The organism is Synergistetes bacterium HGW-Synergistetes-1, from assembly GCA_002839185.1.
Lineage (GTDB): Bacteria > Synergistota > Synergistia > Synergistales > Synergistaceae > Caenicola.
Map to the genome: position 1 here is coordinate 162,585 of PGXO01000005.1, position 14,804 is coordinate 177,388.

12 protein-coding genes and 1 riboswitch are annotated in these 14,804 nt (G+C 47.7%); of the genes, 4 read left to right on the forward strand and 8 right to left on the reverse strand.

Annotation, left to right across the window (positions count from 1 at the left end):
• Nucleotides 1-63: 63 nt before the first annotated feature.
• The 4 genes from CVV54_05995 to CVV54_06010 all read left to right on the forward strand — a co-directional run bounded on the left by CVV54_05995 (nucleotide 64) and on the right by CVV54_06010 (nucleotide 4,360).
• Nucleotides 64-876: an electron transfer flavoprotein subunit beta gene (locus tag CVV54_05995; GenBank protein PKL04427.1), complete on the forward strand. Its 813-nt coding sequence runs from the start codon at nucleotides 64-66 to the stop codon at nucleotides 874-876.
• Nucleotides 873-1,874, forward strand: coding sequence for an electron transfer flavoprotein subunit alpha (locus CVV54_06000; protein PKL04428.1), 1,002 nt, complete (start codon nucleotides 873-875; stop codon nucleotides 1,872-1,874). Before CVV54_05995 ends, CVV54_06000 begins: the two co-directional genes overlap by 4 nt.
• A gap of 2 nt (nucleotides 1,875-1,876) precedes the next feature.
• Complete coding sequence (locus CVV54_06005; GenBank protein ID PKL04429.1) at nucleotides 1,877-3,310, forward strand: FAD-binding oxidoreductase; 1,434 nt, start codon at nucleotides 1,877-1,879, stop codon at nucleotides 3,308-3,310.
• Between the two features lie 264 nt (nucleotides 3,311-3,574).
• Entirely contained in the window at nucleotides 3,575-4,360 is a 786-nt protein-coding gene (locus CVV54_06010) for a methionine ABC transporter substrate-binding protein (GenBank protein ID PKL04430.1), read from the forward strand.
• 106 nt (nucleotides 4,361-4,466) lie between these two features.
• Here CVV54_06010 and CVV54_06015 read toward each other — a convergent pair whose 3' ends face one another.
• The 8 genes from CVV54_06015 to rny all read right to left on the reverse strand — a co-directional run bounded on the left by CVV54_06015 (nucleotide 4,467) and on the right by rny (nucleotide 14,788).
• The gene (locus CVV54_06015) at nucleotides 4,467-5,630 is read right to left on the reverse strand and encodes a glycine reductase (protein PKL04431.1); all 1,164 of its coding nucleotides are present in this window, start codon (nucleotides 5,628-5,630) and stop codon (nucleotides 4,467-4,469) included.
• An 11-nt stretch (nucleotides 5,631-5,641) separates the two neighbouring features.
• Nucleotides 5,642-7,180 carry a glycine reductase gene (locus CVV54_06020; GenBank protein PKL04432.1) on the reverse strand — a complete coding sequence of 513 codons (1,539 nt, stop codon included), beginning with the start codon at nucleotides 7,178-7,180 and terminating at the stop codon, nucleotides 5,642-5,644.
• Between the two features lie 249 nt (nucleotides 7,181-7,429).
• The gene (gene grdB / locus CVV54_06025; protein PKL04433.1) at nucleotides 7,430-8,734 is read right to left on the reverse strand and encodes a glycine reductase complex selenoprotein B; all 1,305 of its coding nucleotides are present in this window, start codon (nucleotides 8,732-8,734) and stop codon (nucleotides 7,430-7,432) included.
• Between the two features lie 13 nt (nucleotides 8,735-8,747).
• A complete protein-coding gene (locus tag CVV54_06030; GenBank protein ID PKL04434.1) occupies nucleotides 8,748-10,043 on the reverse strand; it encodes a beta-aspartyl-peptidase in 1,296 nt (431 codons plus the stop codon).
• Between the two features lie 63 nt (nucleotides 10,044-10,106).
• Nucleotides 10,107-10,559, reverse strand: a complete 453-nt coding sequence (locus CVV54_06035) for a hypothetical protein (protein ID PKL04435.1) — start codon at nucleotides 10,557-10,559, stop codon at nucleotides 10,107-10,109.
• Nucleotides 10,560-10,621: 62 nt separating this feature from the next.
• Nucleotides 10,622-10,722: riboswitch (glycine riboswitch) on the reverse strand.
• Nucleotides 10,723-10,824: 102 nt separating this feature from the next.
• On the reverse strand, nucleotides 10,825-12,159 hold the full coding sequence (locus CVV54_06040) for a sodium-dependent transporter (protein ID PKL04436.1): 1,335 nt from the start codon (nucleotides 12,157-12,159) through the stop codon (nucleotides 10,825-10,827).
• A gap of 306 nt (nucleotides 12,160-12,465) precedes the next feature.
• The gene (locus tag CVV54_06045; GenBank protein PKL04552.1) at nucleotides 12,466-13,245 is read right to left on the reverse strand and encodes a TIGR00282 family metallophosphoesterase; all 780 of its coding nucleotides are present in this window, start codon (nucleotides 13,243-13,245) and stop codon (nucleotides 12,466-12,468) included.
• Nucleotides 13,246-13,255: 10 nt separating this feature from the next.
• Complete coding sequence (rny, locus tag CVV54_06050; protein PKL04553.1) at nucleotides 13,256-14,788, reverse strand: ribonuclease Y; 1,533 nt, start codon at nucleotides 14,786-14,788, stop codon at nucleotides 13,256-13,258.
• Nucleotides 14,789-14,804 lie beyond the last annotated feature (16 nt).

Below are 14,804 nucleotides of genomic sequence, written 5' to 3' on the forward strand. Positions count from 1 at the left end.
ATCGCTTTATACTTATCTGCGGTCTCACTCAATCGTCCAAAATGCATGGCAGGAGGAATCAACTTGCGTATAGCTGTACTGGTAAAACAGGTCCCGGCAGTCGATAATGTCAAAATTGATGAAAACACAGGAACAATGGTCAGAGAGGGAGTGGAGGCTGAACTCAATCCGCTCGATCTCCATGCTGTAGAAGCTGCTGTAAGGATAAAGGAGAGCATGCCGGAAGGATCTGTTGAAATAACAGCCATTACCATGGGACCTCCTCAGGCAAAAGCATCTGCCGCATACGCTGTCTCTATGGGATGCAACAGAGGTGTGCTTGTTTCTGATAAAAAGTTTGGCGGATCTGACACCCTGGCCACAGCCAGAACTCTGGCTAAAGCGATCGAAAAACTTGGCCCTTTTGACATTATCCTGGCAGGCGAAAGAGCGACAGACGGAGAAACAGGACAGGTCGGACCTGCTTCCGCAGAATTCCTCAACATACCGGCGCTTACTTATGTGAGTTCGATAGATGAACTTAATGATGAATATATAGAAGTCACCAGGTCAATAGAAGGAGGCCATGAGAAGCTGAGAGCTCCGCTTCCCTCAATGGTCATCCCTGTCAAGGAAATGAACATTCCGAGACTCTGTACTCTCGGCGGGAAACTGCGCGCAAAAAAAGCAGAGATACCGCTCCTGAATGCGGATGACCTTGATCTTGACGAGAATTCAACAGGCTTGAAAGGCTCCGCTACGTGGGTCATAAACGTAACATATCCGCAGATGACAAGGCAGGGTAGAAAGATCACTTCTTCCGGAAGGTTGGAAGAGACTCTTAATACGATCTTAAACTTTCTTGATGAGAAAAATTGTCTGGGGGAATCAAAATGAACGTCAATAAAAATGAGGTATGGACACTTGCAGAGGTCAGGGGCAAAGAGATCCATCCTGTTTCCAGAGAACTTCTCGCATGGGGAAGGGAACTTGCCGACTCAATGGGCGCTCCTCTTGCAAGCATACTTATCGGATGTGGCGTCTCTCCAAAGGCAGAAGAACTTTTTCCTTACGGAGCTGACAAGGTATATGTAATAGACGACCCGTCACTTGAAAATTTTCTCTGTGACTCTCAGGTAAACATCCTTGAGGACCTTATCAACAGATTCAGACCGTCCATCCTGATAGCCTCCGCAACAACACAGGGGAGGACCGTTATGCCGATGCTCAGTGCCAGGATAGGCTGCGGGCTTACTGCTGACTGCACTGAACTGTCCATAGACCCCGGATCAGGTAAACTTATCCAGACAAGGCCTGCTATCGGAGGCAACGTTATGGCAGACATAAAGACAAGAGGACGTGATCCTCAGATGTGCACTGTGAGGCCGAAGTCAAAAAGACCTCTCTGTCCTGACATTACACGCAAGGGGGAACTGATCAACGTCTCTCCTTCAACAAACTTGCTGGCATCCGCGCTGACATACCTGGGATTCACTCCTGAGACGTCAATAGGCCTCCCTATCCAGGAAGCAGAGATCATAATTTCCGGCGGCAAGGGAATGAAAAACTCCAAAAATTTTGCAAAGCTTGAAGAACTTGCAAGACTGCTGGGAGGAACAGTGGGGGCTTCGCGTATGGCGGTAGATCTGGGCTGGGCTCCCTATTCAGCTCAGGTGGGACTAAGCGGCAAGTCTGTTACTCCAAGGCTTTACCTGGCATTTGGCATATCCGGTGCCGTCCAGCATATCGCAGGCATGTCAGGAGCTGAAACAATAATTGCAGTGAACCATGACCCCGAGGCACCGATCTTCAGGGTGGCAGACCTGAGCATCCAGGGCGACGCATTGGAGATCCTTGACGGACTTATTGAATCACTAAAGAAAAGGCAGTCATAGAAATGGATGTATATGGCAGGCTGACAAAGGATATAGAAAAGGAACTGGCCTCAGTACTAGGCAGCGGGGGCATCATAACAGAAGACAGTGATGTCCTGGAAAACTATTCATGGGATCAGGCCGGCAGGATCTGGGGACACATGCCTGATGCTGTCGTCCGACCTGAAAACACTGAACAGGTAAGCTCCGTAATGAAGATCGCATCCCGTTACAGGATACCTGTGACTCCAAGAGGAGCAGGTAGCGGACTGAATGGTGGTGCCGTCCCTCTTGCAGGAGGAATAGTAATGTCCCTTGAAAGGATGAATTCTATCCTTGAGATCGACCCTCTCAACCGTGTAGCAGTTGTGGAACCCGGCGTAGTCACGAACGACCTCTGCAGGGCCGCCGCTGAAAAGGGTTTTCTTTATGCAGGATATCCTATGAGCACAGAGACAAGCTTCATAGGAGGAAACTTCGCAACTAACGCCGGAGGCGGCAAGGTCGTGAGGTACGGCAGTACAAGAAGACACATACTGGGAGCAGAAGCCGTCCTTCCCTCCGGAGAGGTCATAAATCTCGGAGGCCGCTTCAGAAAAGATACATGGGGATACAACCTCCTTCAGCTGCTCATTGGGAGCGAAGGAACACTGGCAATAGTTTCAAAACTGATAGTTAATCTTGAACCCAAACCGGGAAAGACAGTAAATCTCCTTGCATGCTACCCGGACATAGAGACTTTGGTAGATAGCGTTTCAAAGGTAATAAGCTCGGGCAAGAAAATAATTTCCTGTGAATTCATGGACAGGAATCTTGTGAGATACACTACCGAGTATCTTGGGTGCAGACTGCCTGAACAGGACAGAAGCGAAGGTTACCTGATAGTGCAGATCGAGGCTGATAACGAAGAACAGCTTGAAGAAAGCTACGAAGTCGTTGGCAAGATCTGCATGTCCTGCGGCGCTTTCGAAGTTTTTGTAGCAGAGAGCAGGACAGATTCCGCGGCTATGTGGAACGTAAGGCAGAACGGCCTCGAGGGCATGAGAGCCAAAGATCCCTATGCCTGTAGCTCGGGAGACCTGATGGTGCCGCTCTCGGCTGTTCCTGAGATGTTGAAGAGGATAAGCTCCGCCGGCAGTAAGTGGGGCCTTGAAATGGGCATAATAGCTCACATCGGCGACGGGAATATCCATCCTATACCTATAAAGCCTGAAGGGATGTCACCTGAAAGATGGGCCGTATACTCGGAGGAATTTTTTGAGGAACTTATCAAAGAGGCTATCAGCCTTGGAGGCGTAGGCAGCGGAGAACACGGAGTTGGACATGTAAAACAGCATATAATCATCCAGAGCAAAACTCCCGCGGAACTTGAGTTATTAAGAGGTATCAAACGTTCATTTGATCCTCTCAACATATTGAACCCGGGAAAGATGTTTTTCCCTCTGGAAAATCAATAAAAATCAATAAAATTAGTTGACATTTATCGAACATCAATATAGAATTTCCGCAATTTAATAATTTCCCGACTGAGGAAAGGAGGAAGCGCGATGCAGCATAATACCCTATTCGGAATAATGTGCATGATGATGTGCGGCATGGGCGGATCCTCTCCTGAAATGGTCGGCGCTTAGCCAGCTCTTGCCATATCAGGGCCGGACCCGCTAGGGTTCGGCCCTTTTCTTTTTTTAAATGGAATACAAATCACGAGGAGGAAGAAAGAAATGAAGAAAGCATTGATCATCGCATTAATCGCAGCAATATTGATACCAACAGCCTGTTTTGCAGCCGACAAAAAAATCGTACTCGGAGTAACGCCATTTCCGGCCAAAGACATCGCCGCAGTAGCAAAAGAAGTACTGAAAAAAGATGGATACGAGCTGGTGATCAAAGAATTCACCGACTTTGTCCAGCCAAACTATGCCCTTCAGGACAAAGACCTCGATGCCAATTTTTTCCAGCACGTCCCCTATCTTGACAACATGAAAAAGGAAAAGAAGCTTGACATAGTCCCCCTCGTGAAGGTGCACCTGCTTCCCATAGGCATATATTCACAGAAGATAAAATCACTTAAGGACGTCAAAAAGGGAGCAGTAGTGGCTGTGCCGAACGATCCAACGAACGGGTTCCGCGCATACAAACTTCTTGAGCGTGAGGGACTCCTGAAAATGGACCCATCGAAAAAGGACCTGACGGCCAGGGATATAATCGATAACCCCAAATCTCTGAAGATAATTGAGCTTGAGGCGCCGCAGCTTCCCCGGAGCCTTCCCGATACAACGATATCGGTGATCACAATGAATTTTGCCGTTGATGCCGGGCTCAACCCGACAAAAGAGGCCTTGGCGCTTGAGGATAAGAATTCACCATATGCAGTGGTCCTGGCGGTAAGGAGCGGAGACAAGGATACTCCGGCTATAAAAGCCCTTTCCAAAGCCCTCAATTCTCCGGAGGTCAAAAAATACATAACAGAAGTTCTTTCTCCAAAGGGCGTCGTACCGGCTTTCTAAAAACGATTGCTGAAAATATTTTAAGACAAAATATTGCCGGGATGTGCAAGTTCGCATCCCGGCAATATTGTTTTACTATTTTTTGTTTTTTTAAGAGGTAAAGATGTTAAATATAACCGTTTTCTTTGAGAACTGCCTTCGCCTTTTCTATCCTGGCACCTGCCATTTTTATCACCGGCCCGGTGCATCCCATCGAGGATTCTGCGTATATTCCGGCTTTCCAGAGAATCTTGACAGCATCCTCTATCTCAAGGACATCTATCCCGTGTATTTCCTCGTCCGTCGGTTCTGACGGGGGTGAGGTTACATCTTCTTCAGATGAGGCCTGTTTCGGCTGAAGAGATGCGATGACCTCATCAAGTCCGGCTTTTTTGGCAAGCTTCAATTCCTCAGCTACAGCCGCCGGCAGCCCGTTTTTTGCACATCTTGCGTTCAGCGTTATCGCCCCTGCCACTACAGGAGCTCCGGATGCCCTTGATATTATCGACACGACCTTGTTCCAGTTTTCGCCAGCTGAAGGTCCGTATCCCCAGCCTAGAGCCTCGTAATTCCCTCCTGTGTTCCACGCTGCGAAAAGTTTCATCAGGACATTCCCTGTCAGTGTGTCTGTTACGCATACATCTACCGATCCGGCAAGAAGGTCATTGCCCCTTAGTATCGCTCCGCCCTCTTTTCTCATGCTGGACCCGAATGTTATCGGGTAGCCTCCCTCACTAAGTTTCTGAAGAGCCCTGAGTACGGTCTGAGCTCCGTCAAGGTTCAATATGCCAACATTCGGGGAAACAATGCCGTCTGCCCTCGCCGCAGCGATGCCATATATCGCGTTCCTTACCATGGCCTCTACACGGTTGGATGATGAAGTCCCGGTGGAGGATGCTATGAAACAAGGTTTTGCTCTTGCAGGGGTCAGCACCTTGCCTATGGTCGTCACGCCTAGGGGGAAGGGATAGTGCAGCGCTACCGCTCCCGATATTATTCCCTTATCCAGCGCATCTTCCATCGCTTTGGATATATCAGACTCGCAGGCAGGTGTCTCTATCCACTCCATCTGCTCGAAACCCTCTACCTTAGGGCCGATGGGTACGACATTGACTGACGGGTCATTCTGCATGGCAAGTGCGGCTCCCTTTAAAAGTTCTTCGCTTCCGAGCTCGCTGCCATATGCCATCAGTCCTATGCTGATTTTTTTGACACAACCGCTTTTTACATCCTCAATGATCTCAGCAAGGACTTCGCCAATGATCTTTTTTGTTGCATTTCTCTCTTCCATCACATGTACCCTTACTTTTTCATTCCTGCCGCAAGTTCTCCCAATGCTTCAAGAATAAGCTCGCGGATCTCTTCACGGGTAACGCCTTTATCACCTTCGGGTTTGCCCAGCGATGGCTTTTCCATCAGGAAGGAGGCACCGTCAGCAAGGTTTGTAAGCCTGCCGAGGAAGAGGCTTCCCTTGCCTATTATCATCGCTCTTGTTATCTTGCCTGAGCTGATAGCTTCTGCAGCGTGTCCCATGTACGGCACTCCTGATGGGATGTGCCCCTGGGTGTGAGCGAAACCCTTCATGCCACGGGTCTTTATGAATTCCGGCATATCTGCCTTTTCTATCTGCTTTTTCATCACTCCAAGCGCCGCTATCATCTTGAAGTTTGCCTCTGGCACGTTTCCTGCTCCCGCTGGAAGAGTGATTTCCGGGTTATGGAGCTCGGGTGCATATTTATCAACGTCAGTCAGCAGCAGCCCTACTTTCTGAAGCGGTTCAAGAGTGAGGACACTCGTAACTGTCTGCGGTGATGCGCCGGCTCCGACAGTGTGTTTGCCTATGGCATCCAGCCTTATCACTGGAAGTGTCCCGTCATCAGGTACGATAAGAACACCAAAGGAGCCAAGGCAGTTTTCCAGAGCCGGCAATGATTTTTTAACATGATCACGGCTGTTCATGTACAGTTTGGGAATAGCTCCTCCGGCTACAACAGCCACGTTTTTGCGTGTACCGGCTGCTACCATTGAGGCTCCTGCCAGCACTGCATTGACCGGTCCGGCGCAGAACCCCCTCACGTCACATCCTGAGGCGTTTAAGCACCCTGCTATCTCGGCAATGGCCTTCGCAAAGTTGCCTCCTCCGCGCTGGTTCATATCTCCCGCAGCCTCTTCAGAACATTCAACAACAAAATCCACATCCTCAGGTTTTATCCCACTGTTCTCGATGAGGTGAAGCAGGGAGAGGACCGCACTAGCTTTGCTCGTCATATTAACAAGCAGCTCGTATGCTGTCAGGTTTGGGTCAAATTCATGACCTCTTCTGCTGCAGCCAACGATCTTTCCTCCTGAATAAAGGGGGAGTGCAGCAGAGCTCGCTATCTCATGTTCGATCTCGCTTAATTCATGGCCTGATTCAAGGCGGGCCAACAAGTCTTCCCTTATCAACGGATGCTTTGCCAGTTTTTCTTTTACTTTCGCCGCAAAGTCTTTCTCAAGCCACACGAGGTCAAACACATCACAAAGATCAAGAAAACCAATTGTTTCGTCCTCCGGCATTATCTCCCCGTACTTACCATATCTGACAGATACCTGCTCAAGTTTTTCATACCAGGGCTGTTCCTTTTTTTCAAGCTCTTCAATATCCATCGCCCCAATGTAAACAAGGTTTGGAGCATATCTTGAACATTCATCGTAGCTCTGGACATGCTTTGGAAGAACAGAGAGGAATTCCGAATCCGGATGAGCTTCTCTCTCGACGAACGGGGTATTACCGTAATGGAGCGCCAATTCGGGAGTGTGATTGAGAGAATATGATGTACCTTTAACCGCTGCATTGGGCATTTCGCATTCCTCCATATATTTGCTGTTTTATTGTTAAACTTAACTTGTACGTATGACTAATTATAATTTTTTAAAAAATCAAGGTCTTTGTCAGATCGAATAAAGAAACATTGAAACCACTCAATATTTATGTTCTGATAAACAGTCCATTCTTTTGCTCTGATTTACAAAGAGCGGCAGAACAGTCAAAAGAAAGAAGACTATCCTGCCGCGATCTTCTTTACGGCCTATCGGATCAAAATGATCGGTCTAATTGAAAACCGTCTGTTCCTTGATCGGTGTCATTAGTGCCTTGAGTGCCTTCTGAAGAATAGCCCTTCTTATTACTATCTCCTCTTCATGGGTCTTTGAGGGATCTCCCAGCGGATGAGGGATCGCCACTGCAGGGACTATCCTGTTAGCACCGACCGTCTGAGAAATGGGAACTATCGTGCATATGTGGACCACTGCTATCCCAGTTGCTTCAATTGCTTTTACCATCGTTGCCCCGCAACGTGTGCAGGTTCCTCAGGTGGATGTGAGGATCACGGCATCAACACCGTCTTTTTTCAGCCGCTCTCCAATTTCAGAACCGAATTTCTTTGAACTGGCTACTGAGGTTCCGTTTCCTACAGTTGTAAAAAAGTAGTCGTAGAGCTTACTGAACATACCTTCTTTTTCCATCTCACGAAGGACATCTATAGGAAGTACCCGGTTAGGATCTGTATTGGCGTATGTAGGATCATAACCTCCGTGAGCTGTTGCGTAGGCGACTTCATCTGCGCTCTGCACACCTGCTATACTGTAAGTTCCATATTTAGACGCGCTTGAAGCTTCGATATGGTCAGGATTTCCCTTCGGCACTATCCCGCCGGACGTTACGAGCGCGATGACCGCGTTTTTCATGTCCTTTATCGGTTCTGCAGGAGGCACCCTGTCAAAAACAGGCATCGGGTATTCTGTCTTGAATTCTTCCCCTTTCAGTTTTTTGACAAGCATATCAACAGCTCGCGCAGCGCCTATCTTATCGTGGAAGCGGTTGACCCTGACTCCACGCTGGATATAGCCGTCATCAGCAGGGCTTCCAATAGGTTCTCCCCTGAGCATCTTCATTATAAGTTTCGACATCGCTGGGACTGCATCCTTAATACCTCTTGCGCTGTCAGAGGTCTCAAGTATATAAACGCTCTTCCTGAACATGTCGACTCCTGGGTTCTCAGGATACATTCCTGTAACGACCGGTATCCCAAGTTTTTTGATAACAGCTTCACTTACAGCGCCGCATGCCGTTCCGTAGCGTCCTGCGTTGAAAGCAGGGCCTGCGATGACGGCATCGGGCTTAAAGTCTGCGATCATCTTAAGTATCTTTTCGCCTGCTTCGTCCATGTTTTCGGCAAAATAACCATCCCCGCAGATAACAGTGCCGACTATCTCAGCTTCATTTCCGAAAACAGCCTTGAAAGCCATCCCCGGACCAAGTACCCCATTACGGAATTCTGGTCCGACACCCGCTTTTTCTTCTCCGCCTATTCCGGCGAAAAACTGATTGATGTAGTGAACTATCCTGTAAGTCATTTTTAACCCTCCCCTACCAGGTCTCTGCTCCGAGCTTATTGAAACCAAGCTCGCATGTCGCGCCTGTTATCGCCTGAAGTTCAACTTCTATCGACCCGTCGGGTTTCAGTGATCCGTCAAAGCCTCCTGCTATTACATCAACATATTCAGTGAAACCTATGATCCTCTCCTGAGGAGGGAGGGTAACGGTCATGTTGGCGTTACCTGCGGTAACGACAGCATTTGCCTCCGTCGCAGCGTCTGCAAGGGATTGGCTTGCTCCGTCCCTGCCTGCGAACTCATCTGTTATCAGTACCGTTTTCATCCCCGCCATTTCTGCCTTGCGGCAGTTCATGATCAGGTCCGCGTCAGGGTTGCCGAAGCCCTCCTCGCTGATGACAAGTCCGTCTACCCCGAACATTCCTGCAATTTTTACCGCAAAAGAGGAACTTCTTTTTTTGTCTGCGAGAGTAACGTTTTCATTGGTGATTATGACCCCAACAAAATTGATATCCTTGCCATGACGCTCATAAAGAGATCTTATGACCGGGTTGTTCTGATGGACATAAGTGCTGTTTTTATCACATGCTGAAACGCAGTTGCCCGACACAATGGCCCCGTCCATCGTTTCGTTCGGATGGATGATGGTTGGAAGGATCCTTTTGGCATCAATACCGTATACATAGGTATCGTGGAGGAGCCCCTGCGTCTGGAGCATGTAGAGGTATGCCACTTTCGGAAGACCTGAATAGGACTTCATGCTCTCAGCAAAAGGAGCTATCTCATATGTCTCAGTCTTATCGGCTCCATGCCCCGACTCATATACACTTTTCGCAAGGTACATCGCGGCCTTGAGTCCGGCCAGCCTGCAGGCTTTTTCGTAATCATGCTTTTCCAGGCCATCCCTAGGCTCAAAAACCAGGACTACATTGCATGTTTTGGAAAAAGGCGTGTACTCGGCACCCTTTCCTGACATGTCAATTATGCCTTCCTGAAATCCCACTATTTTGCCACATGTAACAACTGCAGCGCCCTCAAGGACAAGTGTCTTTCCCTCCCCAACAGATTCAACATCGCTTACCATTCCTGGGAAGACCTGCCCGCCGCCTTCGATCTTATATCTCGGCTCGATAACATCTTTTACAGGTACTATTCTTACACTTTCTCCGGGAAGAGCGATATCCGCATTAATGCTTTTAAGGTTGTCATCATCTGCTACAAAGGCCAAAAGGTCTTCTTTGCTTACCTGAAGGGTACCGTCTTTCAGCACTTCAGTGCTGCCGCCCCACTTCACACCTTTAATACTTACCTTCAACAGTTCAAGTTTCATAAAAATCCTCCTCATGATCAATGATTGGAATTTTTTTCAAATCAAAAAACTTATTTTAGCTTCTCACCCCCTGGTGCATCTGTGAAGATCACAACGAAGAATGCCGCATTCCCGCAAAGTATCTTCCATTAATGCAAAGTCAACATATTTATAGTCACTGTCAATTTGGTCGGGCATGTCACCGGGAATTCTTTTGATTTCACATTCGCGGAAAATGTTCATGGCTGATTCGATCAGTTCAAGTGAATAGCTGTCTGCAGAAATCTGTGTGTTTTCGTCCCTCCTACTCAAAATAAGCGTCCTGTAAGGCTGTTGAGCAGGCTTGAAATTTCCGTATAACGGGCTAGCTACAAGTTTCCATCCCTGATGTACCATATCTCTTGCAATAGTGAGGACTGATATCGCAGATCCTTCAACAAGCCTTGGATCATCAACACATTCCGCAAGATCCTTGTTGTTCGTTATACAGACATAAAAAAAAGGGAACAAGCCCACAGGAACCCCGCCTTCCAGCAAGAGATCCTCTGTCCTCGTTCCCTAAAAGTCATACAAACAACCTTTAGCCGTCTTCAGAGTACTGTCCGGCAGCAATCCTTATGCCTGAGAGTTTCAGCTAATTAATGCCTTGCCCCTTCGGCGCTCCCGACGATAAACCAGGAGTCTCTCTTGCTGCTTTCATACAGATTATTGTCAGTATAACAAGAGCCACGTTCTTGTCAACCGTAGCTCTTGTTTTGCAAAAAAATATTTTCTGGTTACTTTATACGATATACGATGCTATTTACCACTTGAGTCCTGTAATAAATATCAATCCAATGCATACAGGTGCTACAACGCGGCAGATCCAAAGCCAGACAGTGTACATCGGGAAGGCGAGCTTGCCGTTGTCAGTAACTTCGGCCTTGGCGCCATCTGTCCACACCCATCCAACGAAGATTGCGATAAAGATACCGCCAAGAGGCATTATGACGTTGTTAGTAAGGAAATCTGCAGCGTCAAGGAAATCCTTGCCCGCGATCTGCGGTATGTGTCCCCCGACAGAAAGAGCTGAGGGGATCCCCAGCAAAGCTATGGCTGTTCCCATGATTATTGCAGCCTTTGCCCTGCTCCACTTTAGCTGGTCGATAGCATATGTGACGACGACCTCAAGCAGAGAGATGGCAGAAGTAAGCGCCGCGATGAAAAGGAGAAGGAAGAATGCAAATGAGAATACCGCTCCCATGGGCATCTTAGCGAAGACCGCGGGAAGTGTTACGAAGGTAAGACCAGGTCCTGCTCCGGGCTCGATCCCAAATGCGAAAACTGCCGGGAAGATAACAAAACCGGCCAGAATAGCAACAGAGGTATCAAGAAAAACAACAGTCCTTGCTATCGACGGCAGGTAGTCGTCTTTTCCAAGATAGCTGCCATAAGTGATCATACAGCCCATGCCAAGGGAGAGCGAGAAGAAGCCCTGCCCAACAGCAGCAAGTATGGCTTCGCTGGTAAGTTTGGAGAAGTCAGGTTTGAGGTAGAATTCAAGCCCTGCACCCGCCCCTGGGAGAGTGACTGAACGGACGATCAGGACAAGTAGTATAACGAACAGGGCAGGCATAAGTATCTTGCAGCTTTTCTCAATACCGCCGCTGATGCCTTTGTAAACGATACCGCTTGTTATCGCCATTACTGCTACATGATAAGAAATCGACTGCACCGGATCTGAAACAAAAGCGCCAAAAACATCTCCCGCTTTCCCTTCTCCTGCAGCAGCCATAAGACCACCAAAGGACTTGAACATGTATGCAAGAGTCCAGCCGGCAATGACCGCATAATAAGACAGGATAACAAAACCGCAGAAAAAGCCCATCCAACCTACCATAGGCCACGCTCCGCCACCAAGTTTCCTGAAAGAGCCGACTGCGTCAGACTGTGCTTTCCTACCAATTACAAATTCCGCAAGCATTACAGAAATCCCCAAAACTATAACTACAGCAAGATAAACCGCAACAAAAGCCGCTCCGCCAAATTTCCCCGTGATGTAAGGGAATCGCCAGATATTACCAAGACCTACCGCCGAACCTGCAGCAGCCATAATAAACCCAAACCGGCTGCCCCACTGTTCTCTGTTCTCAGACATATGATCCTCTCCTCTCGATAATTAAAAAAGCCACAGCCAAAGAAAAGCCCCTTCAGCGCTTAAGTTGTATATCATATTACAGTCAAAAACACAAGTTTGCAAATAGTTACAAAGCGGTCGTAATATCACATAATGGTATGATTATTTAAACTAATTACCATAAAAAACAACATAACAAAGGTTCCATATAGTAAAACTTGTTTATAAGAAAAGGTGGATTTAGTAAAAGTAATGGCGGGAGAAAAACAAGAAACCATGAAGGCAATCTCCCGCCATTACTTTAATATCAGCGTTAAATATTAGTTATCAGTTATCACACTGAGTGTTGATCCGTCGAATATCCATTCCCCTGCCTGTTTCATCATCAACATCAATTACCACGGCCTGGAACCTTACGTCTGTATCACATATCTCGAATTTGCTCGGGGTGCCGTATAAAAATTTAGGGATCACAGACTCTGCGGTCATCCCAATTATTCCACCATGTCCACCTGTCATTCCTACATCAGATATAAAAGCGGTACCCCCTGGAAGGACCTGTTCGTCCGATGTCTGTACATGTGTGTGGGTCCCTGCTATTGCAGAAATTTTACCGTCAAGCCAATACGCAAGTGCCTTTTTTTCTGACGATGCCTCTGCATGGAAATCAACAAAGATACATGGAGTCCTGGATTTCTCTATCAGTTTCTCTGCCGTACGGAATGGGCAATCGAGAGGGGGCATGAAGGTTCTTCCCTGAAGGGAGATCACTGCAAGTTCCTTTCCATTCTTTTCAAATATCCCAAATCCTCGCCCGGGAGTTCCTTCCGGATGATTGGCAGGTCTCAGTATGCGTTTTTCACTGTCGAGCAGAGGTAAGATCTCTTTCTTGTCCCATACGTGGTTGCCGCTGGTCAGAATATCTATGCCCATTGAGAAGAGTTCTTTCAATACTGATTCAGTCAGGCCAAAGCCAGCAGCGCTATTTTCTCCGTTGGCAATTATAAAATCAAAACCGCCATATTCTTCGCGCAAAGAAGGCAAAACCCGGGGGACAGCTTTCCGCCCGGGTCTTCCCATTATGTCTCCGATAAAAAGGATCCGCATCATGCCTCACCTATTTTGCGTATTCTACAGCTCTTGTCTCTTTGAGCAGGGTCACTTTGATCTGCCCCGGGTATCTCATTTCTTCTTCTATCTTTCGGGCGATGTCATAGGCCAGTTTCTGCATGGCTCCGTCATCAGTCACAGAAGGAGAAACGGCGACACGAACTTCGCGACCTGCCTGGATGGCAAAAGCTTTGCTTACGCCGCTAAAGGACTTGGCAACTTCTTCCAGTTTTTCAAGCCTCTTGACATAAGCATCAAGACTTTCTCTTCTGGCTCCCGGACGTGATGCGCTGACCGCATCAGCTGCAGCTACAAGTACAGCATAAATAGTCTGCGGCTCTTCATCTTCATGGTGAGCTGCGATCGAGTTTACGATGTCAGGGGCTTCTCCATATCTTTTTGCAAGATCGGCTCCGATTTTTGCATGAGGTCCTTCTACCTGATGGTCAACAGCCTTTCCGATATCATGGAGAAGTCCTGCTCTTCTTGCCTTAAGCTCATCAAGACCCATTTCTGCAGCCATGATCCCTGCGAGGTGAGCTACTTCAAGGCTGTGAGCAAGTGCATTCTGACCATAGCTGGTACGATATCTAAGTTGACCTATGATCTTCGTAAGTTCTATATGCATGTTTTTGATACCAGTTTCAAGCAGTGCCTGTTCCGCTGTTTCAAGTATCTGTATCTGGACGTCTTTTTCTGCACGTTCAATAATTTCCTCTATCCGCGCAGGATGGATGCGTCCGTCAACAACAAGCCTTTCAAGGGAAAGACGTGCAACTTCACGCCGCACTGGGTCAAAGCTGCTCAACGTAACAGCTTCCGGAGTATCATCTACAATCAGGTCGACACCGGTAAGTGTTTCAAAGGTCCTTATATTGCGGCCTTCTCTGCCGATTATCCGGCCTTTCATCTCGTCGGAAGGAAGATTTACAACGCTGACCACTGCGTCAGACGTAAATTCAACACTGCAGCGCTGGACTGCGGTTGCAATAATTTCCTGAGCTTTACGATCTGCATCACGCTTCGCACGTTCTTCCAGTTCTTTAAGCCTGAGACCTATAAGATGGTTGGCTTCAGTTTCTACTTCAGCCAGCAAGAGGTCTCTGGCCTGTTCGCGTGAAAGCTGGGCGATCTGTTCGAGATTGGAAATCAGTTCCTGTTCCTTAACGGAGAGCTGGTTCAGTTTTTCCTGTGCTTGTTCGTGTTTTTGGATAAGTTCCTCTTCTTTGCGGCTTATGCTTTCGATCTTCCTGTCAAGGTTCTCTTCTTTTTGTTCGAGACGCCTTTCAGAACGCTGCAGTTCATTCCTTCGTTCTTTAGTGTCCCTGTCAAGTTCTTGTCTTAATCTGTGTATCTCTTCTTTTCCTTCGGAAACGATATCCCGCTTCATCTGTTCGGCTTTTTTTACTGCTTCGGAAATTACCCTTTCTGATTCAGAGAGCGCTCCTTTGTACTTCTTATCTGATGCATTTTTTTGATACATAAACCCTATCAGGACTCCAACAGCGAGTCCTGCAATCACACTCAAAATTACTGTCATTGTCATTATCTATCAC